Source organism: Streptomyces sp. NPDC005722, from assembly GCF_040630935.1.
In the GTDB taxonomy this organism is placed as follows: Bacteria; Actinomycetota; Actinomycetes; order Streptomycetales; family Streptomycetaceae; genus Actinacidiphila.
Window position 1 is genome coordinate 150,439 of record NZ_JBEXYN010000001.1, and the last position, 22,694, is coordinate 173,132.

The following is a 22,694-nucleotide window of genomic DNA, read 5'->3' on the forward strand; positions in this document are numbered from 1 at the left end:
CCCGGTCACTCCGTCCGCAGGCCGTCCGGACGCATCATCCGCCACAGCGGCGGCAGGCTCAGCAGCGTGACCACGACGACCACCGCCGCACCGGCGCCGGTCATGGCGCCCACGCTCGCCCAGTCGACGTGCGGGCCGAGGCCCACCATGCTGCGCAGGGCCGTGGCGAGACCGGCACCGCCGACGACGGCGAGGGCGAGTCCCAGCGCGACGGGGAGCGCCGTCTGCCAGAGCACCGACAGACCGAGCACCGACCGGCGGGTGCCGAAGGCCACCAGGACGGCCAGCAGCCTCCTGCGCTCGCGCAGCTGCTCGAGCATGGACACCAGCAGGCTCGCGCCGATCAACGCCAGGGTGGCCGTGGCGCCGATGAGCAGACCGCGCCGGATGGTCGCGAACTTGCGGCTCTCGGTGGTCGTCCGCAACTGGTAGACCGACAGCGCGGGATCGATGCGCGCGGCGGTGTTGCGGGCGTGCTCGACGGCGTCCGGCGAGCCCGGCTCGGTCCTCAGCATGAGCCGGACGGACGGCGACTGCAGGGCCGCCACGTCCAGGGCGGCGGGGGTGGCCAGCACGCCCCACCCCCGGTCCCCGTCCGGCGCGGTACGGGACTTCGCCGGGCGGGCGTCGGCCGGGATCCGCCACGGCCTCGGCGTGCCGGTGTACGTGTCCGTGACCGGAACGTTCAGGTCGAGCGTGCCGCCGGGCTCGGCGAAGCCCATGTCGCCGTCGCCCTCGGGGTCGGAGACCAGGAACACGTCTCCGTCGGTGCAGCCGGCCCCCACCTCGGCGAGTTCCCGCAGCGTCGGGCAGTCGCCCACGACCAGGGGCGTGTACCGGAAGTCATCGGCCGTCAGCTTCGAGGCGTTCCCCTGCACGCTGTCGCCCTGGACGACGCCGAGCACCGCGCTGATGCCCGGGGTGTCGGCGAAGGCCTTCTGCACGCGCTGCGCCTCGGCCCCGCTGTCGACGCTCTGCGAGACGCTGAACTGGGCGCGGTCCGGGTCCTGCCCGGTCTCGTTGACGAAGTCGTGCTGCACCCCGGTGAAGAGCGACTGGAGGGCGATCGCACCCGCCACGGCGACGGTGACGCCGCTGACCATGCGGGCGGCGGCGCCGCTGTTGAGCTGGATGCGGCGCGTGGCCAGCTGCCAGGGCAGCGAGCCGCCGCGGAGGCGGCCGACGACCGACTCGACCAGCCAGGGCAGCACGGCGGTGAGCCCGACCAGCAGCAGGACCGTGCCCGCCGTCACCTGGTAGGGGTTGACCGAGGTGTCCTGCGAGATGCCCCCGAACAGCGGCGCCAGCAGTGCGATGCCGGCCAGCGGGATCAGCAGCCGCCACCACAGCCGGCGCTTGTTCGGGGTGGCGTTGCGCACCACCCCGAGCGGCTCGACGGCGATGCCGCGCATCGCCAGCAGGGTGACCGCGACCGCCGCCCCGGGAACCGCCAGCGCCACCAGGGCGGCCAGTGCGGGGCCGGGCGTGATGTCCGACGGGAAGAGGCTGATGTCGTACAGCGTCACGTCGGGCGAGAACTGCCGGGCCCACAGGAAGATCCCGGTGCCCACGACGAGTCCGAGCAGGGAGCCGAACAGCGCCTCGCCGGCCGCGACCCGCCGGGTCATGCTGCTGTCCGCGCCGACCAGCCGCAGTGCGGCCAGCCGCCGGTCCCGGCGTTCGCCGCCGAACCGTACGGCGGTGCCGATGAAGACGGCCACCGGCATCAGCAGGACGACGACGATGATGACGACCAGCAGGGTCAGCACCCCGCCCAGCGGCTCGGGCTTGACGCTGCCGCGGCCGAAGTACGGGATGCGGGTGGCGTTCCCGACGGAACCGTCCTCGTTGCGGGCGACGAGGTCGTCGTCGCCCGCGTAGTAGGCGAGTTCGGCCGGGCCGAGCAGGCCCTGGTCGCCGATGGTTCCGGAGACGCGGTAGTCCAGCCGTTCCCGCAGCAGCTCGCTGCCGGGCCGGTCGAGCAGCTTCCTCAGCGCGGGGGAGACGACCATCTCGCCGGGCGCGGGCATCCTGTCGACGCCCGGCGGCAGCACCGGCCGGTCGCCGTCGGCCTTGAGCAGCAGACCCCGGATCTCCTCGTCGTGGAACCGGGTGTCGGACTGCTCGCGCAGCACCGTGGTGGCGGACTGCGCCGGCTGGTCGTTGAACCAGGAGTAGTCCCGGTCGTATCCGCGGTCGCTGCGGGCACCCAGCATGGCCGGCACGGCGGCCGCCACCAGCAGCAGCGCGACGCCGAGGCCGACGCCGACCGCGGTGAGCAGGGTGCGGGTCCAGCCCTCGCGGCCGCCGGTCGCCGCGAAGCGGACGCCGAGGCCCAGGTCACGGACCCACGTGGCGAGGGTGCCGCCGGGGGAGGAGCCGGGGGTGGTGCGGGTGGTGCTCATGCCACCCGCTCCATGTCGCGGGACTTGCCGTCACGGACGACGACCTCGCGGTCGGAGTAGGCGGCCACCCGCGCCTCGTGCGTGACGAGGACGACGGCGGCGTCGGTGTCGCGGGCGGCGTCGGTGAGCATCCGCATCACACGCTCGCCGTTGAGGGAGTCCAGGGCGCCGGTCGGCTCGTCGGCGAAGACCACCCGCGGGCCGGTGACCAGGGCACGGGCCACGGCGACGCGCTGGCCCTGGCCGCCGGAGATCTCACCGGGGCGCTTGCCGGCGAGGTCGTCGACCTCCAGCCGGGCCAGCCACTCGCGGGAGCGCGCCTCCGCCTCCTTGCGCCGGGTGCCGTTCAGCCGCAGCGGCAGCGCCACGTTCTCCACGCAGGTCAGTTCCGGGACGAGCTGGCCGAACTGGAAGACGAAGCCGAACTCGCCGCGCCGCAGCGCGCTGCGTTCGGCGTCGCTCATCGCGGTCAGGTCGCGTCCCCGGTACCGGATGCTGCCGGAGTCCGGCCGGACGATGCCGGCCAGGCAGTGCAGCAGTGTCGACTTGCCGGAACCGGACGGCCCCATGACGGCGACCACCTCCCCGGCGCGTATCGCGAACTCCGCGCCGTCCAGGGCAGGGGTCGGGCCGTACGCCTTGTGCAGGCCGACGGCTTCCATCAGGTTCTCCGTGCTGCTCACTCGGCTACCTCCGCCGCGAGTCGGTCGAGGCGGGCGGCGGTGAGTTCCAGCCACCGCAGGTCCGCCTCCAGGTGGAACAGGGCGTGGTCGCAGATGAGCTGGTCCGCGAGGTCGCCGTGCCGTTTGCGTTCGGTCAGGTCCCGCATCAGCCGCAGGTGCTCGGACCGCTGGGTGTCGAGCAGGCCGGCGGCGCTGCGCCCGGTGAGCAGGGCGAGGACGACCTTGGTGTAGAGGGTGTTCTGCAGGTAGGGCTCGGGCTTCTCCGGCTGCCCGAGCCACTTCTCGACGTCGGTGATACCGGCCTCGGTGATCGCGTACCGCTTGCGTTCCGGGCCGCCGCCGGGCTCGATGCCGTCGACCTCGACCAGCCCGTTCTTCAGCAGCCGGGCCATCGTCGAGTAGACCTGGCCGTAGTGCAGCGGTCGGTCGTGACCGAACTTGTCGTCGAACGCGCGCTTCAGGTCGTATCCATGGCGCGGGCCGGACTCCAGGAGCCCGAGCAGGGTGTGGCCGATGCTCATGGCCGAGGACTCTACACGATGCGTATACCTAGGGTGTATAGATCTTGTGCATAGCGGTACGCCGGTGCGTCATTCCTCACCGGGACCTGCTGCGAACAGGCCCTTTCCCGGTTCGTACCCGAGTCGTGCCTGGTACGCGGTGGGCTCGCAGCCCGGACCGTTCGGCTGCCACTTCTCGAGCGTCACCTCGAGGCGCTCGTCCACCGCGGGCCCGGTGGAGGCGCCGGTGGAGGTGCCGGTGAAGCGCACGGGGACCCGCTTCGGGCCGGCCGGCTCGGGCAGGTCCAGGACGAGGAGCAACTCGCGCCCGTCGCCGGTCGCGCTCCGCGTGCACACCGCGCCCGCGCACAACCGGTAGGTCGTCCCGGGCTGTGTGTCGAACAGCAACCGCACCCCGGAGTGCGCCCCTATGCCGGTGCAGTCGGGGCCGTCCGCCCCCAGGGCTCCGCAGCCCACCGTCATCGCCAGGGCCATGACAGCCCCCGCCCTCGTCCACGGCCTCGTCCTCATGCCGGTGGGATGCGTCCGGTCCCGGTCCGGTTCCGTCCGGTTCGCGTCCGGTTCCGGACCGGACGGCACGATGCAGCCCCGGGGCACGGACGGACATCACGTGCACCGGGGCTGCGGCCGTGGGGAGGTCCTGCTACAGGCCGTTGACGTTGGCGGCGATGCGGTCGCCGACCTCCTTGTCGATGTTGCGCCAGTACTCCACCGCGCGGGCCAGGACCGGGGCGCTGACCCCGTCCTTCAGGTGGCCCGAGACGTTGGAGACCAGCCGGTCGCGGGCGGCGTCGTCCAGGACCTTCCGGACCATCGTCCCGGCCTGCCCGAAGTCGTCGTCCTCGCGGTGCAGCTTGTACGGCTCGTGCACCATGTTGCCCGCCGCCTCCCAGCCGGCCGGGTCGCCGAAGCGCGCGACGTCCGCCGCGGGCCCGCCGACGGAGTTCGGCGCGTACGGCGCGGCGGTGCGCGCCGGCTCGTAGCGCATCGGGCCGTCCTTGGCGTACGAGTGCACCTCGGTGTGCGGCCGGTTCGGCGGCAGTTGCGCGTAGTTGGGGCCGATCCGGTAGCGGTGGGTGTCGGCGTACGAGAAGAGCCGTCCGAGCAGCATCTTGTCCGGCGAGGGGCCGATGCCGGGCACCATGTTGTTGGGCTCGAAGGCGGCCTGCTCGATGTGGACGAAGTAGTCCTCGGGGTTCCTGTTCAGCGTCATCCGGCCGACCTCGACCAGCGGGTAGTCGCCGTGCGGCCACACCTTGGTGAGGTCGAAGGGGTTGAACCGGTAGTCCGCGGCGTCGTCGAACGGCATCACCTGCACGTAGAGCGTCCACGAGGGGTGCTCGCCGCGCTCGATGGCCTGGAAGAGGTCGCGGCGGTGCAGGTCGCCGTCGGCGCCCGCGAAGTGGTCGGCCTCCTCCTGCGTGAGGAAGTCGATGCCCTGGTCGGTCTTGAAGTGGTACTTGATCCAGTGCCGCTCGCCGCCGCCGTTGACCCACATGTAGGTGTGGGAGCCGTAGCCGTTCATGTGGCGGTAGTTCTTGGGCACGCCGCGGTCGCCCATCAGCCAGGTGACCATGTGCGCCGACTCGGGGGACAGCGTCCAGAAGTCCCACTGCATGTTGTTGTCACGCAGGCCGGAGTCGGGGCGGCGCTTCTGGCTGCGGATGAAGTCCTGGAACTTCATCGCGTCGCGTACGAAGAAGACCGGTGTGTTGTTGCCGACCAGGTCGTAGTTGCCGTACTCGGTGTAGAACTTCAGGGCGAAGCCGCGCGGGTCCCGCCAGGTGTCGGGGCTGCCCAGCTCGCCCGCGACCGTGGAGAAGCGGGCCAGCATCTCGGTGCGGCGTCCGGGCTGGAAGAGGTCGGCCTTGGTGAACTGGCTGACGTCGTTCGTCACCTCGAAGACGCCGTAGGCGCCCGAGCCCTTGGCGTGCACCACGCGCTCCGGCACCCGTTCGCGGTTGAACTGCGCCATCTTCTCGATGAGGTAGTGGTCCTGGAGGAGGACCGGGCCGTCCGAGCCCACCGTCAGCGAGTGCTCGTCGCTCTCCACCGGGATCCCGGCGTTGTTGGTGGTGTAGGGGGTGCTCATGTGGGTGTGTCCTCCCGTCGATCTTCGGAAGAGTCCGTCGGGGGCTCCTGGTCGCTAACGACCACACAAACACTGAATCACCGGCTCGGCACGCCGGACAATGACTTCACGCCAAGGATCTGGACAATGTCCAGAAATGAAACTTGTACGGATACGGAGTGTCTACCGGTCCACACCGTCCGGAATGCCCATTTCGAACCAGACCACCTTCCCCGCGCTCAGCCGGGTCGCTCCCCAGCGCTGCGCCATCCGGTTGACGAGGTAGAGCCCGCGCCCGCCCTCGTCCTGCGGCTGCGCGTGGCGCATCCGCGGCAGCGTCGGGGCGTCGTCGCCCACCTCGCAGCGCAGCACGTCGGTACGGAGCAGCCGCAGCGTGATGGGACGCTCGGCGTACCGCACCGCATTGGTCACCACCTCGCTGACCAGCAGCTCCGTCGCCTCGGTCAGCGGCTCCAGGTTCCAGCGGCCGAGCGCCTGGCGCACCAGCCGCCGGGCCCGGCCGGCCGTCTGCGCCCGGGGCTCCAGGAACCAGTAGGCGACGTCGCGCGGCGCGATGCCGTCGAAGCGCGCGGCCAGCAGCGCGATGTCGTCGTCCCGGTCGCCCGGGCCCACGATCTCCAGCACCTCGTCGCACAGCGGCTCCAGCGGCGGCGGGCACACCACCGCCGACGCCGTGTGCAGCCGCTCGCGCAGCATCTCGATGCCGCCCCACACGTCGCGGGCGCGGGACTCCACCAGGCCGTCGGTGTACAGCAGCAGCGTCGCCCCGGCCGGGGCCGGCAACTCGACCGCCTCGAAGGGCACGCCGCCCACGCCGATCGGCGCGCCCGGCGGCACGCGCAGCACCTCGGCCAGGCCGCTGGCGTGCAGCAGCACCGGCGGCGGGTGGCCCGCGTTGGCGATGGTCACCCGGTGCGCTATCGGGTCGTAGACCGCGTAGATGCAGGTGGCCATGCGGTCCTGGCCGAGCCGCTGGGCCTGCTCGTCCAGGTGGTAGAGCACCTCCTGCGGCGACAGGTCCAGGCCGGCCAGGGTCTGCACGGTCGTCCGCAGCTGGCCCATGATCGCCGCCGAGGTCATGGAGTGGCCCATGACGTCGCCGACCACCAGTGCCACCCGGCTGCCCGGCAGCGGGATCGCGTCGTACCAGTCGCCGCCGACCCGGGCCGACTCGGCGGCGGGCAGGTAGCGGCTGGCCAGCCGGACCCCGGTGGGTTCCGGCAGGGAGTCCGGCAGCATCTCGCGCTGCAGGGAGTCGGCGATGGACGCCTCGCGGTCGTAGAGCACCGCCTTGTCCACGCCGAGCGCGGTGTGGGTGGCCAGTTGCGCCGCGATCAGCAGGTCGTCCTGGTCGAACGGGGCGCGCTCGGGACGGCGCAGCAGCACGGTCGCGCCGATCACCCGGCGGCGGCCGCGCAGCGGTGCCAGGATCGCCCGGCGTCCGTTCGGGAGGTCTAACGTCTCGCCGAACTCGGCCTCCCGGCAGCCCCCGACCAGCTCGTGCAGGGCCGCCGTGGACTGCGCGCTCTCGGAGAACACCGGACGCACTCCGCGCAGCACCTCGGCCAGCGAGCCGTCCGTGGGGACGGTCACGACCTCGGCGGCCGAGCCGTAGGCGCCCTCCGTGGAGGGGACGACCGGCATGAGCAGCCCCTCCACCGGTTCCGGGGCGTCCTCGTCCGGCACCCGGTCGGTGCGCCGCAGCCGCAGCACCAGCGGGCCGGAGGGGCGCTCGTCGCCCACCGGCAGCGGGTCGCGCAGGTAGACCAGGATCGCGTCGGCGAAGGCGGGCACCGCGGAGCGGCACAGGCCCAGCACGATCTCGTCCAGGTCCAGGCCGCGGGCGATGCGGCGGGTGGCCGCGCCGACGTAGCGCAGCCGCTCGGTCTCGGCCTGCGCCGCCCGGCCCCGGTGCTGCGGGCCGATCTTCTTCAGCGGCTGGCCGCCGGTGGAGTCCTCGTCGACGGGGTGCCCGCCGGCCTGGCCGCCGCGGCCGCCCTGCCGGCCCGTCGCCCGTGAGGTGGGCAGCGTCGTGTCGGGGGTCCGCTGCCGGGCGCGCGGCTCGCCGCCGTCGGGCTGCGTGGGGCCGGGTACGCCCGGGGCGCCCGGGTTCCCGCCGCTCGCGGTGGCCCGGCGGCCGGGTTCCACGGGGGCCGCCATCGCGGTGGCCGCCCGCCGGTCCCGGCCCGCGGAGCCGTTCCAGGACTCACCGCCCGCCGGGGCGACGCCGGGGGCCTCGGGGGTGCGCAGCCGTACGGCCTGCCGTCCGCGGGTGCCGTCCGCCGGGGCGGCGGTCATGTGCTGGACGGCGGCGACCCCCTCGCCCGCGACCACCCGGGCGGCCTGACGGTCCCGCACCTCGGCGGACCGCCGCGCGGACCGTCCGCCGCGCGCACGCCGGCCACCGCGCCCGGGCTTGGCGGGGACGGGCTTGGCGGGGACGGGAGCCGACGCGGGGGTGTCGGGAGGGGTCTGACGCTGTGCCGGCGGCGTGGCGGCGCCGCCGGCATCGCCGGTCCCGCCGGCGACCGCGCCGCGCTCGGCGCCGCCGCCCCTGCGGCCCCGGCGCGGGCGTTGGCCCGCCGCGGACGGGGCCGGGGACCGGCCGGGGGCCTGCGGCCCGGGGGACGGGGACGCGACCGCCTCGTCGCCCTGCTCGGGGTCCGCGGGCAGCCGGAAGCCGGCCCGCGGATCCGGGACCGGTTCGGTGTCGCCCGGACGTGCCGGGCCGGCCGTCGTCGCCTGGGCGGCGGCCTGCTCAGAAATGCGCTCCGTGCTCACGCTGGTCGTTCCATCCGGTCGGGTGCGTCACGTGCCGGGCACGTGACGGGGCGGCCGCGTCAGGCGGGTCGTCGACAGTGCAGGAAGAGCTGCTCCTCCGGCGGCACTTCGGTGGTGTGCGGCGCGTACGCGTACGAATCCTCCTCAAGGACCACGAATCCCGCTTCGGTGACCACCTGGCGCAATTCCTCCCGTAGATAACCCGATACCCGGATGGTGTTACCAAGGAACGGAATCGCGAAGTCGTCCACGTCGGCTTCCACCATCGAAAGGGTGAACATTCCGCCCGGCAGGAGGAGGTCGTGGACGCTGCGCAGGGCCAGCGGGATCTCCACCCGCGGCAGCATCAGCAGCGAGAAGAAGGCCACGGCGGCGTCGAAACGGCCCAGGTCCTCCGGCCCGCCGGGGCCGAGGCGGCCGCCGGTCCGCAGGTCGGCGATGTCGGCCCGGTGGAAGGCCGCCCGGGGCACGTGCCGGCGGGCGAGCGCCAGCATCCCGGCGGAGAGGTCCACCCCCGTCACCTTGTGCCCGGCCTCGGTCAGCTGACGACAGGTCGGCAGCCCCGTGCCGCAGCCGAGGTCCAGCACGCGGGAGCCCGCGGGGAGCCGCGCCAGCAGCCGCTCGCCCGCGGTGACCTGGCCCTCCTTGTAGGGGAAGGCCTCGTCGTAGCGGTCACCTATGGCGTCGAACCCCTCGGCCTGGCCGGTGCGGTCCAGCTGTATGTCCTCGTAGCCGCCGACTCCCACAGCCCGGGCCTCCCGTATGACCTTGGTGACATAGCGTCAAACTCTAGTGTGAGCCTGTGTTTTGTGCAGCACTATGGGCCACGATCTTACGATTGGGGTTGGGGTCCTCGGCAAGCCGCTCACGCGGTCACCTTGCCGGACGACCCCAGTCAACCGGAAGGGCCGGTACCGGCCACGCCGGATCCGGACGCCAGTGTTCCCATCCGTCCCGGAACGGGCGCCCCCAGTCACCGATCACGCCGACCGCCCGGCGGCCGGCCTCCCGCACCCGCTCCGCCGTCTCCGCCGTCATCAGGCCCGCGGTCTGGGCCTGCGCGAACTCGTCCTCGTCCCGCCACTGCCAGGCGCGGTCCGGGGTGACGTGGATGTCCAGGAAGTGGTCCTCCGAGTCGACCCCGCCCGACCAGCGCAGACGCGGCTCCTCCAGGTTCACGTACCAGTTCTTGAAGCGCCAGCCCTGCTCCCAGAACAGCCACACCGACCAGGGCTCGTCCGGGCGCGCCAGCTTCAGCACGCCCGCGCCCCACCAGCGGTCCACACACGTCGTGCGCGGCTTGAGGTAGCGGGTCTCCAGCGGCTCGTGGTGGATCGGCGAGCCGTCCGCCAGGACCGGCTTGACGCACTCGGTGCCCGGCGCCATCCACACCGCCAGCAGGTCCGGGTCGTCGCGGACCACGGTCACCGGGCGGCAGATGTGCACCGCGTCGCCGCCGTTGCCGCGGTAGCGCCACAGCACCTGCTCGCCGGGCGCCCAGCGGCCCGCGCCGCCGTCCCGGCCCGCTCCCTGGGAAAGAAGGATGTCCGCTGTCATGAACGGATCTTACGGACCCCGTGTCACGGAGGCGTCACCCTTGAGCCGATCCTTCGTCACGCCGGACACGGGACGGCCCGCACCGGGCGGCCCGGACGACGGCGCGCCGCACCGTCAGGGCCGGGTCATCCGCAGCACGTCCAGCGCCTCGTCCAGCTGCTCCAGGGTGAGCTGCCCGCGCTCGACGTAGCCGGACTCCAGCACCACCTCGCGGATGGTCTTCCGCTCGGCCAGCGACCGCTTGGCGACCTTGGCCGCCTCCTCGTAGCCGATGTACTTGTTCAGCGGGGTCACCACCGACGGCGAGGACTCCGCGTACTCGCGGGCCCGCTCCACGTTCGCCGTGATCCCGTCGACCGTGCGGTCCGCCAGCAGCCGGGAGACGTTGGCGAGCAGCCGGGCCGACTCCAGGACGTTCCGGGCGATCACCGGGAGCATCACGTTCAGTTCGAAGTTGCCCGCGGCGCCGGCCGTCGTGATCGTCACGTCGTTGCCGATGACCTGCGCCGCGACCATCAGCACCGCCTCGGGGATCACCGGGTTCACCTTGCCCGGCATGATCGAGGAACCGGGCTGCAGGTCCGGCAGGGCGATCTCGGCCAGGCCGGTGCGCGGGCCGGAGCCCATCCAGCGCAGGTCGTTGGCGATCTTGGTCAGGCCCACGGCGATCGTCCGCAGCTGCCCGGAGGTCTCCACGACCCCGTCGCGGGCGCCCTGCGCCTCGAAGTGGTCCCGCGCCTCGGTCAGCGGCAGCCCGGTCGTCCGCGCCACCTCGGCGATCACCGCCGCCGAGAAGCCGGGCGGGGTGTTGATCCCCGTGCCGACCGCGGTCCCGCCCAGCGGCAGCTCCGCCAGCCGCGGCAGCGAGGCCCGCAGCCGCTCCACCCCGTACCGGACCTGGGCCGCGTAACCGCCGAACTCCTGGCCGAGCGTCACCGGCGTGGCGTCCATCAGGTGCGTACGGCCGGACTTCACGACGTCCGCGAACTCTGCGGCCTTGCGCTCCAGCGACGCCGCCAGGTGCTCCAGCGCCGGGACCAGGTCGCCGGTCACCGCGGCGGTCGCGGCGATGTGCAGGGAGGAGGGGAAGACGTCGTTGGAGGACTGGCTGGCGTTGACGTGGTCGTTGGGGTGCACGTCGCGGCCCAGCCGCTCGCTCGCCAGGGTCGCGATGACCTCGTTGGCGTTCATGTTGGACGAGGTGCCGGACCCGGTCTGGAAGACGTCGATCGGGAAGTGCGCGTCCCAGCGCCCCTCGGCCACCTCGGCGGCGGCCTCCTGGATCGCCTCCGCCACGTCCTTGTCCAGGACGCCCAGCTCCGCGTTCACCTTCGCCGCGGCGGCCTTGACCCGGGCGAGCGCCTCGATGTGGGCGCGCTCCAGCCCGCGTCCGCTGATGGGGAAGTTCTCCACCGCCCGCTGGGTCTGCGCGCGCCACTTGGCGTGGGCCGGGACGCGCACCTCGCCCATCGAGTCGTGCTCGGTGCGGTACTCGCGCTCGTCCCCTGCGTCCTGCTCGGGCATGGCCGGAATCCCTTCCATCGCGGACATCGTCGGGCGTCCTGGTACCTCCCAGTACACCCCCTCCCCACGACAGCGGCACGGCACGTTTCATTCCCCCGGAACGCACCGCGCAACGCCGACGGCCCGGCACCGCGCACGCGGTGCCGGGCCGTCGGGGACGGGTCACGCCTTGGGGCGCACCGGGATGCTGGTGAACGTCGGCGCGGGGGCGGGATCGGTGAAGAAGTCGTTGCCCTTGTCGTCGACGACGATGAAGGCCGGGAAGTCCTCGACCTCGATCTTCCAGACCGCCTCCATGCCGAGCTCGGCGTACTCCAGCACCTCGACCTTCTTGATGCAGTCCTGGGCCAGGCGCGCCGCCGGGCCGCCGATCGAGCCGAGGTAGAAGCCGCCGTGCGCGGCGCACGCGTCGGTGACCTGCTTCGAGCGGTTGCCCTTGGCGAGCATCACCTTGGAGCCGCCCGCGGCCTGGAACTGCTCGACGTAGGAGTCCATGCGGCCGGCCGTGGTCGGGCCGAAGGAGCCGGAGGCGTAACCCTCGGGGGTCTTGGCCGGGCCCGCGTAGTAGACCGGGTGGTCGCGCAGGTACTGCGGCATCTCCTCGCCCGCGTCCAGCCGCTCCTTGATCTTGGCGTGCGCGATGTCGCGGGCGACGACCAGCGAGCCGGTCAGCGACAGCCGGGTCTTGACCGGGTACTTGGACAGCTCGGCCAGTACCTCGTCCATCGGGCGGTCCAGGTCGACGCGCACGACGTCCTCGTCCGACAGGTGCTCGTCGGTGGTCTCCGGCAGGTACCGGGCCGGGTCGGTCTCCAGCTGCTCCAGGAAGACGCCCTCGGCGGTGATCTTGGCGACGGCCTGGCGGTCGGCGGAGCAGGACACGGCGATGGCGACCGGCAGGGAGGCGCCGTGCCGGGGCAGCCGCACCACGCGCACGTCGTGGCAGAAGTACTTGCCGCCGAACTGCGCGCCGATGCCGATCTTCTGCGTCAGCTCGAAGACCTTCTCCTCCAGCTCCTTGTCCCGGAAGCCGTGGCCGGTCGGCGAACCCTCGCCCGGCAGCTCGTCCAGGTAGTGCGCGGAGGCGTACTTGGCGGTCTTCAGCGCGTACTCGGCGGAGGTGCCGCCGACCACGATCGCCAGGTGGTACGGCGGGCAGGCCGCCGTGCCGAGCGAACGGATCTTCTCCTCCAGGAACTTCATCATGGAGGCCTCGTTCAGGACCGCCTTGGTCTCCTGGTAGAGGAAGGACTTGTTGGCCGAGCCGCCGCCCTTGGCCATGAACAGGAACTTGTAGGCGCCGCCGTCGGTCGCGTACAGCTCGATCTGGGCCGGCAGGTTGGAGCCGGTGTTCTTCTCCTCCCACATGGTGATCGGGGCCATCTGGGAGTAGCGCAGGTTGAGCTTGGTGTAGGCGTCGAAGATGCCGTGCGAGAGGGCCTCCTCGTCGCCGCCCGCCGTCAGCACGTTCTGGCCGCGCTTGCCCATCACGATCGCGGTGCCGGTGTCCTGGCACATCGGCAGCACGCCGGCGGCTGCGATGTTGGCGTTCTTCAGCAGGTCCAGGGCGACGAAGCGGTCGTTGGCGGACGCCTCGGGGTCGTCCAGGATGCGGCGCAGCTGGGCGAGGTGCGCGGGACGCAGGTAGTGGGAGATGTCGTGCATCGCCTCGGCGGCGAGCGTGCGCAGTGCCTCCGGCTCCACCTTGAGGAACGTCCGGCCGTCGGCCTCGAAGGTGCTGACGCCCTCGGAGGTGATCAGTCGGTACGGAGTGGTGTCCTCACCGAGGGGAAGCAGATCCGTATAGGCGAACTCGGGCATAAGGGACATCCTCACTGGCGCTGCGTCATAGAAGCCCAACAAGCGTAGAACGTGCGCGGGGTGCCGGATGTGTGAGGTGACCCTCACCGGCCCTAGTCGCGATCTATCGCGTCTGTGTACGGTAGTCGGGTGGATGAGTCGTCGCTCCAGAAGCGTGAACAGCACCCCGTGCGCCCCGTGGCCGAAGCCGATCTCCGCGCGTCCGACGCGGACCGCGACCGGGTGGCCGACATCCTTCGCGATGCCCTGGCGGAGGGCCGCCTGACCACCGAGGAGCACTCCGAGCGGCTCGACGGGGTCTACGCGGCCAAGACCGTCGGCGAACTGGAGCCGTACGTCCGTGACCTCCCCGCGGGACGCACCGCGAGCGCGCCCGCCCCGGCGCCGGGGGCGCACCACTGGGTGCCCGACGGGTCCGGGGAGAACCCCAACCTGATCGGCATCCTCGGCGGCGCCGAGCGCAAGGGCCGCTGGCGGGTCGGCTCGAAGATCAACGCCGTCGCCATCATGGGCGGCGTCGTCATCGACCTCACCGAGGCCACCTTCACCAGCCCCGAGCTCGTCATCAACTGCACCGCCATCATGGGCGGCGTCGAGATCAAGGTCCCCGAGAACGTCACCCTGCGCGGCGGCGGCGTCGTGGGCATCATGGGCGGCTCCGACGTGAAGGCGTACGAGGCGCCCGACCCGAACGCCCCCGTCATCAAGGTCCAGGGCTTCGCCTTCTGGGGCGGCGTCGAGGCCAAGCCGCGCCGCGGCAAGCGCGTGAAGAAGAAGGGGCTCGGCCCCGCGGAGCTCGACGGCTGACCGCACGGCCCGGCGGCCCACCGCGGCGCGGCCCAACTCCCGCGCCGCGTACGGGGATCGACGGAAGACACCACGGGCCGGCAGGCGGCGTGCCCGGCACGGTGCGCATGAACGCGCGCACAGCGGGTAGGGCAAGGGGACACGTCGCTCGCCGCAGCCCTCCTCACGCCGACAGACCCGTGGAGACGCACCGGCACCGCAGCGACGGGCAAGGGTGACACCAAGCCGAGCCGTCGTCAGGAGTATCCCGTGCTTCAACCGATCGAGCCCCCGGCACCCTCCAGGTCCTCCCTGAGTCACCCCCGGGACCTGGGCGGCCCATGGCACGCGGAGGCGGCGTGCCGCAGTGACGAGGCGGGTCTGTTCTTCGCGCCGTCCAAGGAGCCGACCGCGGCGCGGCTGTCCCGTGAGGAGGCCGCCAAGCGGGTCTGCGCGCGCTGCCCGGTGATGCTGGAGTGCCGCGAACACGCGCTGCTGCAGCCGGAGCCCTACGGGGTGTGGGGCGGGATGACCGCCGCCGAGCGCAGGGTCGTCCTGGCCCGGCGCCGCCGCCGCGAGGCGGAGCTGCAGCGGCCCGGGACGCGGATCGCCGCGGCGGGCTGAGACGGGAGCGAGGGCCGGGAGCCCGCCGTGCCGGCGGGCTCCCGGCCCTCGTCCGTGGGTGCGCGGCGCGGGGCCGCGGCGGCTCAGCGCGCGCGGTCGAAGTCGATGGTGCTGTAGGCGCGCAGCTTCGACAGGCGGTGCGTGGAGTCGATCTGGCGGATCGTGCCGGACTTCGAGCGCATGACCAGCGACTGGGTGATGGCCGTCTCGGCGCGGTACCGCACTCCGCGCAGCAGCTCGCCGTCCGTGATGCCGGTGGCGACGAAGAAGACGTTGTCGCCCCTGACCAGGTCGTCCGTGTGCAGGATGCGGTCCAGGTCGTGACCGGCGTCCAGGGCGCGGCGCTTCTCCGCCTCGTCCTTCGGCCACAGCTTGCCCTGGATGGTGCCGCCCAGGCACTTGATCGCGCAGGCCGCGATGATGCCCTCGGGCGTGCCGCCGACGCCCATCAGCATGTCGACGCCGGTGCCCTCCCGGACGGCCATGATCGCGCCGGCCACGTCGCCGTCGGAGATGAACTTGATGCGCGCCCCGGTCTCCCGGATCTCCTTGACGATGCCCTCGTGGCGTGGACGGTCGAGCACGACGACCGTGACGTCCTCGGGGGCGCTGCCCTTCGCCTTGGCGACCCGGCGGACGTTCACCGAGGGCGGGGCCGTGATGTCGACGTAGTCGGCGGCCTCGGGGCCGGTGACCAGCTTGTCCATGTAGAAGACGGCCGAGGGGTCGTACATCGTGCCGCGGTCGGCGGCGGCGAGCACCGCGATGGCGTTGGGCATGCCCTTGGCGGTCAGGGTGGTGCCGTCGATCGGATCCACGGCGATGTCGCACTCCGCGCCGTTCCCGTCGCCGATGCGTTCGCCGTTGAAGAGCATCGGGGCCTCGTCCTTCTCCCCCTCGCCGATGACGACGACGCCGTTCATCGACACGGTGGAGACGAGGGTGCGCATGGCCTTGACGGCCGCGCCGTCGGCGCCGTTCTTGTCGCCGCGCCCGACCCAGCGGCCGGCCGCCATGGCGGCGGCCTCGGTGACCCGGACGAGCTCCAGGGCGAGGTTGCGGTCGGGGGCCTCGGGATTCACCTCGAGCTGCGGCGGCAGAGTGTGGTTCTCGTGCTGCTCGGTCATCAGCGCACCTTTCTGTACGAGGACGGCCGGGATAGAGGGTGTTACGACCTTATCCGGACCCCGCCAGGATGAGCAGGGCACCCGTCACATGAGCGGATTTCCCGCCGGGTGCGACCCCGGGCGGCCGGACGGTCCGGGGCATGGGGGACCATAGGGGACGTGGCAAAGAAGCGCGGCACGGAAACCCTGCGGGACATGGTGCTCTCCATGGCGGCGATCGGCGTCGTCGCCGGAGGCATCTGGCTGTTCATCCCGCACGACGAGAACCACGACCCCGTCAAGGTGGTCGGCTACCGGGTCGAGCTCGACCAGGCACGGCGCGACGCCCCCTACGGGGTCGCGGCGCCGGAGGGCCTCGGCGAGGACTGGCGGGCGACCTCGGTGACGTACGAGTCCACCGACCCCACGGCCGTGCGGTGGCACCTGGGCTTCGTGGACCCGGAGAACGAGTACGCGGCCGTCGAGCAGAGCAACGAGGCCGCGGAGAAGTTCGTCGCCGCCAAGAGCCACGAGGCGGAGCGGGTCGGCACCCGCAGCGTCGGGGGCGAGACCTGGCAGCGCTACGAGGGCCCCAAGTACGACGCGCTGGTGCGCGAGGAGGGCGGGGTGACCACGATGGTCACCGGCACGGCCCCGATGGCCCGGCTCGCGGAACTGGCCGGGGCGCTCGAGCAGCGCGGCGGCGTGCAGGGCTGAACCCCGTCACCGCCGCCGGCCCGGGGGCGCCCGCCGCGGGGGGAGAGCCCCGTGCCGCACCCCCTGGCGGCGACGGGGACCCGCGCGCTCGGCCGTCGTGTCGGAGGACGGCCCTAGGCTGGTGCCATGGCAGATCAGGACACGCTGGGGTACGAGCAGGCCCGCGACGAACTCGTCGACGTCGTTCGCCGTCTGGAGGCCGGCGGCTCCACGCTGGAGGAGTCCCTCGCCCTGTGGGAACGCGGGGAGCAGCTGGCCAAGGTGTGCCGCGACTGGCTGGAGGGCGCCCGCGCCCGGCTGGACGCGGCCCTGGCGCAGGAGTCCGGCGGCACCGCAGGCGAGGGGCCGGAGGCCGCGGGGGAGGAATGACCGGTCACCGGTCCCCGGACCGGTGACCTTCGCCTTCGTCGTCGCCGCGGCCGTGGCCGTGGCCGGTCAGCGTGTGACGCGGACGGTGAATTCGCCCCCGGCCACGCGGGCGCGCAGCTTCTCCTCCTCGGAGACCTCGTCCGCGGCACGCACGACCTGACCGTCCTCGCGCTGCAGCACCGCGTACCCCCGCTGCAGGGTGGCGGCCGGGGAGAGCGCCAGGACCCGGGCCCTGGTGTGCGCCAGCTCGTCGTCCGCCCGCTCCAGGCGGTGCCGCAGATGCCGCCGGGACCGCTCCAGCAGGGCGGCGACCTGCTCCTCCCGCTCGTCCACCATCAGCTGGGGCCGTGCCATGCACGGCCGGCTCACCGCGGCGGCGAGCCCCCGCTCCTCCCGGTCCAGCAGCCCGCGCATCACCCGCAGCGACCGCTGCCGCAGCTGCTCGACCCGGGCCAGCTCCTCGCCCACGTCCGGCACGACCCGCTTGGCCGCGTCGGTCGGCGTCGAGGCCCGCAGATCGGCCACCAGGTCCAGCAGCGGGGTGTCCGGCTCGTGCCCGATCGCCGACACCACCGGCGTACGGCACTCCGCCACCGTCCGCACCAGCCGCTCGTCCGAGAACGGCAGCAGGTCCTCCACGCTGCCGCCGCCCCGCGCCACGATGATCACGTCGACCTCGGGACGGGCGTCCAGGTCGCGCACCGCCTCGATCACCTGCGGCACCGCGTACGCCCCCTGGACGGGCACGTTGCGCACCTCGAAGCGGACCGCGGGCCAGCGCAGCCGCGCGTTCTCCAGCACGTCCCGCTCGGCGGCCGAGGCCCGGCCGCAGACCAGCCCGATCAGCTGCGGCAGGAACGGCAGCGGCCGCTTGCGCTCCAGGGCGAACAGGCCCTCGGCCGCCAGCCGCTTCTTCAGCTGCTCCAGCCGCAGCAGCAGGTCGCCGACGCCTATCGGACGGATCTCCGCCGCCCGCAGCGACAGCTGGCCACGCGGCGCGTACCACTCCGGCTTGGCGTGCACCACGACCCGGGCGCCCTCGCCGACCGCACCGTCGAAGGCGTCGAAGACCGCACGGCGGCACGTCACGCTGAGCGAGATGTCGTGCGACGGATCGCGCAGCGTCAGGAACACCACGCCGGCCCCCGGGCGCCGGGACAACTGGGTGATCTGCCCCTCGACCCACACCGGACCGAGCCGGTCGACCCAGCCGCCGATCAGCCGGGACACCTCGCCGACCGGGATCGGCGTCTCCGCGGACGTGTTCACAGCCATACGCCGAGACTAGCCCCCGCCACGGACAGTGACGCCCCCGCGGCCCGACCCGAATGGCACGCCCCGCTGTCCCCGCCCCGCGCCCCCGCGCACCCTGGGGGCAGCGGTGCCGCCGGGCGGCACCGCACTCCACCGACAGGTCCTGGGAGGTCCCATGCGCCGACCCGGCCGGTACGGCTGGACCCCGTCCGAACGGCCGCCGCGGGTCCACGCCGGGTTCCGCGTGGGCCGCTACGGGCCCGGCTGCGGCTGCTTCAGCTGCCTGCCCCTGGCGGGGGCCGCCCTGGCGACCGGCTGGGTACTCGCCGCCCGCCGTGCCGCACGGGGCCGGCGCGGCTGCCGCTGAGCCCCTCGCCGTGTGCCCGCCCCGCGCTGTCCGGCAGGTCGTCCCGCCGGGCACCGCGCGTGCGCCCCGGGACGCTCCGGCACCGCCCCCGCACCCCCGTCCGGAGCACCCGGGGCAGGGGTGGGGCCCCGTCCGGGGCCCGTACGATGGGCACATGACCGCTACGACTTCCCGCCGCGTCCTGCTCGCCGCCCCGCGAGGCTACTGCGCGGGTGTGGACCGTGCCGTGATCGCCGTCGAGAAGGCCCTCGAGCAGTACGGGGCCCCGATCTACGTCCGCCACGAGATCGTCCACAACAAGTACGTCGTGCAGACCCTGGAGCGGAAGGGCGCGATCTTCGTCGAGCAGACGGAGGAGGTGCCGGCGGGGTCGATCGTGATGTTCTCCGCCCACGGCGTCGCCCCGGTCGTCCACGAGGAGGCCGCCAAGGGCCGGCTCGCCACGATCGACGCGACCTGCCCCCTGGTCACCAAGGTCCACAAGGAGGCCGTGCGGTTCGCGAACGAGGACTACGACATCCTCCTGATCGGCCACGAGGGCCACGAGGAGGTCATCGGCACCTCCGGCGAGGCCCCCGACCACATCACCCTGGTCGACGGCCCCGGCGACGTCGAGAAGGTCGAGGTCCGCGACCCGTCCAAGGTCGTCTGGCTCTCCCAGACCACGCTCTCCGTGGACGAGACCATGGAGACCGTCGACGCGCTCAAGGAGAAGTTCCCGCTGCTGATCTCGCCGCCGAGCGACGACATCTGCTACGCCACGCAGAACCGTCAGCTGGCCGTGAAGCAGATGGGCGCCGAGGCGGACCTGGTCATCGTCGTCGGCTCGCGCAACTCCTCCAACTCCGTGCGCCTGGTGGAGGTCGCCAAGCTGGCCGGCGCCCGCGCCTCCTACCTGGTCGACTTCGCCGACGAGATCGAGGAGGCGTGGCTGGACGGCGTCTCCACGGTCGGCGTCACCTCCGGCGCCTCCGTGCCCGAGGTGCTCGTCGAGCAGGTGCTGGAGTGGCTGTCCGCCCGCGGCTTCGAGGACGTGGAGATCGTCAAGGCCGCGGAGGAGTCGATCACCTTCTCGCTGCCCAAGGAACTCCGCCGCGACCTGCGCGCGGAGGCCGGCGAACTCATGCGGGGGGACACCTCCGAGGGGTGACCGACCGTGCCACGTCGTAGCGTTGGGGCATGAGCGTTTTCGGTGTGGACATCGGCGGATCGGGCATCAAGGGTGCCCCGGTCGACCTCGGGCGTGGCGACCTGGCGGAGGAGCGCTTCAAAGTGCTCACCCCCCATCCCGCGACCCCGGACGCCGTCGCGGAGTGCGTGAAGCAGGTCGTGGACCACTTCGGGTGGACGGGCCCGGTGGGGGCCACGTTCCCCGGAGTGGTGACGCACGGCATGACACGTACGGCGGCGAACGTCGACAAGGGCTGGATCGACATGGACGCCGCCGGGCTCCTGTCGCAGAAGGTCGGCTGCGCGGTGACGCTGCTCAACGACGCGGACGCCGCCGGCATGGCGGAGATGGAGTACGGGGCGGGCCGCGGCCGCAAGGGCACGGTCATCGTGCTCACCCTCGGCACCGGCATCGGCAGCGCCGTCTTCATCGACGGCGCCCTGCTGCCCAACACGGAGCTGGGCCACCTCGAACTGCACGGCCACGACGCCGAGACGAAGGCCTCCACCAAGGCGAAGGACGACGAGGGCCTCACCTGGGAGCACTGGGCCAAGCGCGTGCACAAGTACCTCGCCCACGTCGAGATGCTCTTCTCGCCCGAGCTGTTCATCCTCGGCGGCGGGGTCAGCCGCAAGGCCGACAAGTTCCTTCCGCTCCTGACCGGCATCAGGGCCGAGATCGTGCCGGCCGCGCTGCAGAACAACGCGGGCATCGTCGGCGCGGGCATGGCGGCGGCCGCGGTCCGCTCCTGACCGCGGCGGCCGGCGAGGTGGCCGGGGACCGGTGCCCGTGGGGGCACCCCCCGGCCGCCCGGGGCCGCGGCGGCGGGCGCCGTCAGCGGCGCCGTTCGCGCATCACGTAGGCCACCTTCCGCCCGGCCACGATCATCGCGGCACCGACCGTGCCGCCGTACAGCCAGCCCGTCAGGGTGGCCAGTCCGGTCAGCAGGCCCATCACATGGCCCGTGAAGCCCCCGCCGTCGCCGTCGGCCGTCACGGCCAGCGCGATGGTGAAGGCGATGGGCGCGCTGACCGGCGCCGCCGACAGGTCGTACGGCCGTACGAAGGCGCCGGCCGCGAGGCAGGCCAGCAGGAAGACGACCCCGAAGAGGGTGCCGGGCTCGCCCGTGATCAGCGAGTCCGCGGCGCCGCCCGCGAGCGCGGTCAGCGTGAGGAAGACCCCCGTGCCCAGTCCGGTCAGCCGGGGCTCCGTCCGGCGCAGCCGTGCCACCCGCAGCAGCAACTGCCCCCGGGGCAGACCGCCCCGGACGGCTGTCGCGCCCTGCGGGCGACGCTGCGGGCGGGCCGGCCGCGGCAGCGGGGAGGCGGCGGTGGGGGCACCGTTCTTGTGGGGTGTGCGCGCACTGTGTTGCTCCACGCACCCAACGTAGGCGCCGGGGAGGGGGGAAACGGGGGCAGGACACGACTTTTCACCGCCTCAGGGGGCTGCTCGGGGCGCGGCCCACCCGGGGGCCGCCGCGTTCCGTAGACTGGTGGATCGGTCCGCCGGTCGCCCCGCCCGGGCGCGGCGGCCCATTCCACCCACATCTCGCTACGGGAAGTCGTCACGTGTCGCTCACGATCGGAATCGTCGGCCTGCCGAACGTCGGCAAGTCGACCCTGTTCAACGCCCTGACCAAGAACGACGTGCTGGCGGCCAACTACCCGTTCGCCACGATCGAGCCCAACGTCGGCGTGGTCGGCGTCCCCGACCCGCGTCTGGACACGCTCGCCGGGATCTTCGAGTCGCAGCGCAAGCTTCCCGCGACCGTGGACTTCGTCGACATCGCCGGCATCGTGCGCGGCGCCAGCGAGGGCGCGGGCCTGGGCAACAAGTTCCTCGCGAACATCCGCGAGTCCGACGCGATCTGCCAGGTCATCCGGGCCTTCGTCGACCCGGACGTGGTCCACGTCGACGGCAAGGTGTCGCCCAAGGACGACATCGAGACGATCAACACCGAGCTGATCCTCGCCGACCTGCAGACCATCGAGAAGGTCGTGCCGCGGCTGACGAAGGAGGCCCGCCTCCAGAAGGAGAAGGCCTCGGTGCTCGCCGCCGTCCAGGAGGCCCAGCAGATCCTGGAGGACGGCCGCACGCTGTTCTCCGCCGGCATCACCGCCGGCACCGAGAAGGGCGGCCTGCTGCACGAGCTGCACCTGCTGACGACCAAGCCCTTCCTGTACGTCTTCAACGTCGACGAGGACGAGCTGGGCGACGAGGCCTTCAAGGCCGAGCAGCGGGCCCTGGTCGCCCCGGCCGAGGCGATCTTCCTGAACGCCAAGATCGAGTCCGAGCTCATCGAGCTGGAGGACGACGAGGCCCTGGAGCTGCTGCAGTCCATGGGCCAGGAGGAGCCGGGCCTCGCCACCCTCGCCCGGGTGGGCTTCGACACCCTCGGCCTGCAGACGTACCTCACCGCGGGCCCCAAGGAGGCCCGGGCCTGGACGATCAAGAAGGGCGCCACCGCCCCCGAGGCCGCCGGTGTCATCCACACCGACTTCCAGAAGGGCTTCATCAAGGCGGAGATCGTCTCCTTCGACGACCTGGTGGAGACCGGCTCCATCCCCGAGGCCCGCGCCAAGGGCAAGGCCCGCATGGAGGGCAAGGACTACGTCATGCAGGACGGCGATGTCGTGGAGTTCCGCTTCAACGTGTAGCCGTGCGGCAACGGAGGGCTGCGCTGAGGTTGGACGCGCAGGTCGGAAGGGGTCGGCCCGCGCCGGAGCCGAGCCCTTCCGCCTCCGTGCGGTACTTCGGCGCCGAGCGCTCCCATCGTGTTCTCCGCCACGGCCCGGCGCGCCGTCACGAACGCCGCCGCATCGTCGGCCTCGCCACGGCCGACCCTGCTGACCAGGAGCGTTCCGCTGCGCCACCCGGCCGGAGCCGTCGAACCCGGCGCCCGTCCGACGCCCTTGC

21 protein-coding genes are annotated in these 22,694 nt (G+C 72.7%); 8 read left to right on the forward strand and 13 right to left on the reverse strand.

What is annotated here, in order from left to right:
* Positions 1-5 precede the first annotated feature (5 nt).
* From ABZ479_RS00705 to ABZ479_RS00750, 10 genes are all read right to left on the reverse strand, one after another.
* Positions 6-2,405: an FtsX-like permease family protein gene (locus tag ABZ479_RS00705; RefSeq protein ID WP_500459150.1), complete on the reverse strand. Its 2,400-nt coding sequence runs from the start codon at positions 2,403-2,405 to the stop codon at positions 6-8.
* Positions 2,402-3,067, reverse strand: a complete 666-nt coding sequence (locus ABZ479_RS00710) for an ABC transporter ATP-binding protein (RefSeq protein ID WP_499610265.1) — start codon at positions 3,065-3,067, stop codon at positions 2,402-2,404. Before ABZ479_RS00710 ends, ABZ479_RS00705 begins: the two co-directional genes overlap by 4 nt.
* A gap of 17 nt (positions 3,068-3,084) precedes the next feature.
* Positions 3,085-3,609 carry a PadR family transcriptional regulator gene (locus ABZ479_RS00715; protein WP_499610222.1) on the reverse strand — a complete coding sequence of 175 codons (525 nt, stop codon included), beginning with the start codon at positions 3,607-3,609 and terminating at the stop codon, positions 3,085-3,087.
* Between the two features lie 69 nt (positions 3,610-3,678).
* Entirely contained in the window at positions 3,679-4,119 is a 441-nt protein-coding gene (locus tag ABZ479_RS00720) for a hypothetical protein (RefSeq protein ID WP_500459151.1), read from the reverse strand.
* Positions 4,120-4,252: 133 nt separating this feature from the next.
* Complete coding sequence (locus tag ABZ479_RS00725) at positions 4,253-5,701, reverse strand: catalase (RefSeq protein ID WP_500459152.1); 1,449 nt, start codon at positions 5,699-5,701, stop codon at positions 4,253-4,255.
* 162 nt (positions 5,702-5,863) lie between these two features.
* The gene (locus ABZ479_RS00730) at positions 5,864-7,999 is read right to left on the reverse strand and encodes a SpoIIE family protein phosphatase (RefSeq protein WP_500459389.1); all 2,136 of its coding nucleotides are present in this window, start codon (positions 7,997-7,999) and stop codon (positions 5,864-5,866) included.
* Positions 8,000-8,541: 542 nt separating this feature from the next.
* Complete coding sequence (locus tag ABZ479_RS00735) at positions 8,542-9,228, reverse strand: class I SAM-dependent DNA methyltransferase (RefSeq protein WP_499610232.1); 687 nt, start codon at positions 9,226-9,228, stop codon at positions 8,542-8,544.
* Between the two features lie 127 nt (positions 9,229-9,355).
* A complete protein-coding gene (gene fomD / locus ABZ479_RS00740) occupies positions 9,356-10,039 on the reverse strand; it encodes a cytidylyl-2-hydroxypropylphosphonate hydrolase (RefSeq protein WP_500459153.1) in 684 nt (227 codons plus the stop codon).
* 114 nt (positions 10,040-10,153) lie between these two features.
* Positions 10,154-11,563, reverse strand: a complete 1,410-nt coding sequence (locus tag ABZ479_RS00745) for a class II fumarate hydratase (protein WP_500459154.1) — start codon at positions 11,561-11,563, stop codon at positions 10,154-10,156.
* Positions 11,564-11,725: 162 nt separating this feature from the next.
* Positions 11,726-13,384, reverse strand: a complete 1,659-nt coding sequence (locus tag ABZ479_RS00750) for a fumarate hydratase (protein WP_500459155.1) — start codon at positions 13,382-13,384, stop codon at positions 11,726-11,728.
* A gap of 129 nt (positions 13,385-13,513) precedes the next feature.
* On the opposite strand from ABZ479_RS00750, the gene ABZ479_RS00755 reads away from it, so the two are divergent.
* Both ABZ479_RS00755 and ABZ479_RS00760 read left to right on the forward strand, forming a co-directional pair.
* Complete coding sequence (locus ABZ479_RS00755) at positions 13,514-14,191, forward strand: DUF1707 SHOCT-like domain-containing protein (protein WP_500459156.1); 678 nt, start codon at positions 13,514-13,516, stop codon at positions 14,189-14,191.
* Positions 14,192-14,440: 249 nt separating this feature from the next.
* A complete protein-coding gene (locus ABZ479_RS00760; protein ID WP_499610244.1) occupies positions 14,441-14,794 on the forward strand; it encodes a WhiB family transcriptional regulator in 354 nt (117 codons plus the stop codon).
* An 83-nt stretch (positions 14,795-14,877) separates the two neighbouring features.
* Here the strand turns inward: ABZ479_RS00760 and glpX are convergent, their stop codons facing one another.
* Complete coding sequence (gene glpX / locus ABZ479_RS00765; RefSeq protein ID WP_500459157.1) at positions 14,878-15,921, reverse strand: class II fructose-bisphosphatase; 1,044 nt, start codon at positions 15,919-15,921, stop codon at positions 14,878-14,880.
* Between the two features lie 195 nt (positions 15,922-16,116).
* Between glpX and ABZ479_RS00770 the strand changes: the two genes are divergently transcribed.
* Together ABZ479_RS00770 and ABZ479_RS00775 are read left to right on the forward strand one after the other, a co-directional pair.
* A complete protein-coding gene (locus tag ABZ479_RS00770) occupies positions 16,117-16,617 on the forward strand; it encodes a DUF4245 domain-containing protein (RefSeq protein WP_500459390.1) in 501 nt (166 codons plus the stop codon).
* Between the two features lie 126 nt (positions 16,618-16,743).
* Positions 16,744-16,986 (forward strand): exodeoxyribonuclease VII small subunit, encoded by a 243-nt coding sequence (locus ABZ479_RS00775; RefSeq protein WP_500459158.1) that lies wholly within the window; start codon positions 16,744-16,746, stop codon positions 16,984-16,986.
* 66 nt (positions 16,987-17,052) lie between these two features.
* On the opposite strand, the gene xseA is transcribed toward ABZ479_RS00775, so the two are convergent.
* Positions 17,053-18,261, reverse strand: coding sequence for an exodeoxyribonuclease VII large subunit (gene xseA / locus ABZ479_RS00780; RefSeq protein ID WP_500459159.1), 1,209 nt, complete (start codon positions 18,259-18,261; stop codon positions 17,053-17,055).
* 154 nt (positions 18,262-18,415) lie between these two features.
* Between xseA and ABZ479_RS00785 the strand changes: the two genes are divergently transcribed.
* The 3 genes from ABZ479_RS00785 (at position 18,416) to ppgK (ending at position 20,530) form a co-directional block, all read left to right on the forward strand.
* Positions 18,416-18,607 carry a hypothetical protein gene (locus ABZ479_RS00785; protein WP_499607198.1) on the forward strand — a complete coding sequence of 64 codons (192 nt, stop codon included), beginning with the start codon at positions 18,416-18,418 and terminating at the stop codon, positions 18,605-18,607.
* A 154-nt stretch (positions 18,608-18,761) separates the two neighbouring features.
* A complete protein-coding gene (locus tag ABZ479_RS00790) occupies positions 18,762-19,757 on the forward strand; it encodes a 4-hydroxy-3-methylbut-2-enyl diphosphate reductase (protein ID WP_500459160.1) in 996 nt (331 codons plus the stop codon).
* Between the two features lie 29 nt (positions 19,758-19,786).
* Positions 19,787-20,530, forward strand: coding sequence for a polyphosphate--glucose phosphotransferase (ppgK, locus tag ABZ479_RS00795; RefSeq protein WP_499607193.1), 744 nt, complete (start codon positions 19,787-19,789; stop codon positions 20,528-20,530).
* Between the two features lie 82 nt (positions 20,531-20,612).
* Here ppgK and ABZ479_RS00800 read toward each other — a convergent pair whose 3' ends face one another.
* Positions 20,613-21,155 (reverse strand): DUF6542 domain-containing protein, encoded by a 543-nt coding sequence (locus ABZ479_RS00800; RefSeq protein ID WP_500459161.1) that lies wholly within the window; start codon positions 21,153-21,155, stop codon positions 20,613-20,615.
* Between the two features lie 191 nt (positions 21,156-21,346).
* On the opposite strand from ABZ479_RS00800, the gene ychF reads away from it, so the two are divergent.
* Entirely contained in the window at positions 21,347-22,435 is a 1,089-nt protein-coding gene (ychF, locus tag ABZ479_RS00805) for a redox-regulated ATPase YchF (RefSeq protein ID WP_500459162.1), read from the forward strand.
* Positions 22,436-22,694 lie beyond the last annotated feature (259 nt).

What these genes read in the sequence shown, in the direction of transcription:
- ABZ479_RS00705 (WP_500459150.1), bottom strand. Translation starts at nt 2,405, where the DNA reads ATGAGCACCACCCGCACCACCCCCGGCTCCTCCCCCGGCGGCACCCTC.
- ABZ479_RS00710 (WP_499610265.1), bottom strand. Translation starts at nt 3,067, where the DNA reads ATGGAAGCCGTCGGCCTGCACAAGGCGTACGGCCCGACCCCTGCCCTG.
- ABZ479_RS00715 (WP_499610222.1), bottom strand. Translation starts at nt 3,609, where the DNA reads ATGAGCATCGGCCACACCCTGCTCGGGCTCCTGGAGTCCGGCCCGCGC.
- ABZ479_RS00720 (WP_500459151.1), bottom strand. Translation starts at nt 4,119, where the DNA reads ATGAGGACGAGGCCGTGGACGAGGGCGGGGGCTGTCATGGCCCTGGCG.
- ABZ479_RS00725 (WP_500459152.1), bottom strand. Translation starts at nt 5,701, where the DNA reads ATGAGCACCCCCTACACCACCAACAACGCCGGGATCCCGGTGGAGAGC.
- ABZ479_RS00730 (WP_500459389.1), bottom strand. Translation starts at nt 7,999, where the DNA reads ATGACCGCCGCCCCGGCGGACGGCACCCGCGGACGGCAGGCCGTACGG.
- fomD (WP_500459153.1), bottom strand. Translation starts at nt 10,039, where the DNA reads ATGACAGCGGACATCCTTCTTTCCCAGGGAGCGGGCCGGGACGGCGGC.
- ABZ479_RS00745 (WP_500459154.1), bottom strand. Translation starts at nt 11,563, where the DNA reads ATGCCCGAGCAGGACGCAGGGGACGAGCGCGAGTACCGCACCGAGCAC.
- ABZ479_RS00750 (WP_500459155.1), bottom strand. Translation starts at nt 13,384, where the DNA reads ATGCCCGAGTTCGCCTATACGGATCTGCTTCCCCTCGGTGAGGACACC.
- glpX (WP_500459157.1), bottom strand. Translation starts at nt 15,921, where the DNA reads ATGACCGAGCAGCACGAGAACCACACTCTGCCGCCGCAGCTCGAGGTG.
- ABZ479_RS00770 (WP_500459390.1), top strand. Translation starts at nt 16,117, where the DNA reads ATGGTGCTCTCCATGGCGGCGATCGGCGTCGTCGCCGGAGGCATCTGG.
- ABZ479_RS00775 (WP_500459158.1), top strand. Translation starts at nt 16,744, where the DNA reads ATGGCAGATCAGGACACGCTGGGGTACGAGCAGGCCCGCGACGAACTC.
- xseA (WP_500459159.1), bottom strand. Translation starts at nt 18,261, where the DNA reads ATGGCTGTGAACACGTCCGCGGAGACGCCGATCCCGGTCGGCGAGGTG.
- ABZ479_RS00785 (WP_499607198.1), top strand. Translation starts at nt 18,416, where the DNA reads ATGCGCCGACCCGGCCGGTACGGCTGGACCCCGTCCGAACGGCCGCCG.
- ABZ479_RS00790 (WP_500459160.1), top strand. Translation starts at nt 18,762, where the DNA reads ATGACCGCTACGACTTCCCGCCGCGTCCTGCTCGCCGCCCCGCGAGGC.
- ppgK (WP_499607193.1), top strand. Translation starts at nt 19,787, where the DNA reads ATGAGCGTTTTCGGTGTGGACATCGGCGGATCGGGCATCAAGGGTGCC.